This window comes from Curtobacterium pusillum (assembly GCF_013359865.1).
Taxonomy (GTDB): domain Bacteria; phylum Actinomycetota; class Actinomycetes; order Actinomycetales; family Microbacteriaceae; genus Curtobacterium; species Curtobacterium pusillum.
On the sequence record NZ_JABMCE010000020.1, the window covers coordinates 1 to 555 of the forward strand.

Annotated in this window: 1 protein-coding gene; it reads left to right on the forward strand. The window is 69.9% G+C overall.

Features of this window, described 5'->3' with window-relative positions; all coding sequences use genetic code 11:
- Positions 1 to 522 (forward strand): 2,3-bisphosphoglycerate-dependent phosphoglycerate mutase (locus HP507_RS00150; protein ID WP_175349882.1); only part of this gene is annotated, 522 nt, incomplete at its 5' end.
- Positions 523 to 555 lie beyond the last annotated feature (33 nt).

The following is a 555-nucleotide window of genomic DNA, read 5'->3' on the forward strand; positions in this document are numbered from 1 at the left end:
CGGGACATCCCGACCACCGCGGTGTGGGAGTTGAACGAGCGGAACTTCGGCGCGCTCACCGGGATGACCAAGGCGGCATCCCTCGCTGCGCTTGGGGACGCCGAGTACCTGCGGCTGCGCCGTTCCCGAGACGGCCGACCAGCACCGATGCCACTCCGGCAATGGCTCACCCTTCGTCGGAGCCCAGCCCTGCGGGGTCTTCCGCGGGCGGCGGTCCGGCGAACGCAATCATTCGCCGACGTCATCACCCGCATCCGCCCAGTGCTGCGCGACCGGCTCCTACCCGCGGTGGCGGCGGGGCGGACGGTGTTGGTCGTCGCGCACGGGAACTCGTTGCGGGCGCTCTGCGCCTGCATCGATGACCTGTCGGATGCGGAGCTGGCGGAGCTGAACCTGCCCACTGGGCAGCCCTTGCTGTACCGGCCGACTGGCGCCGGTTCGTTGCAGCCGCGGGGTGGGGAGTACCTCGACCCTGCAGCACATCACGCCGCGGCTCTCGTCGCGGCAGAAGGCGGAACATGACCACCCGAACGGACACCCCGATACTCGATGATC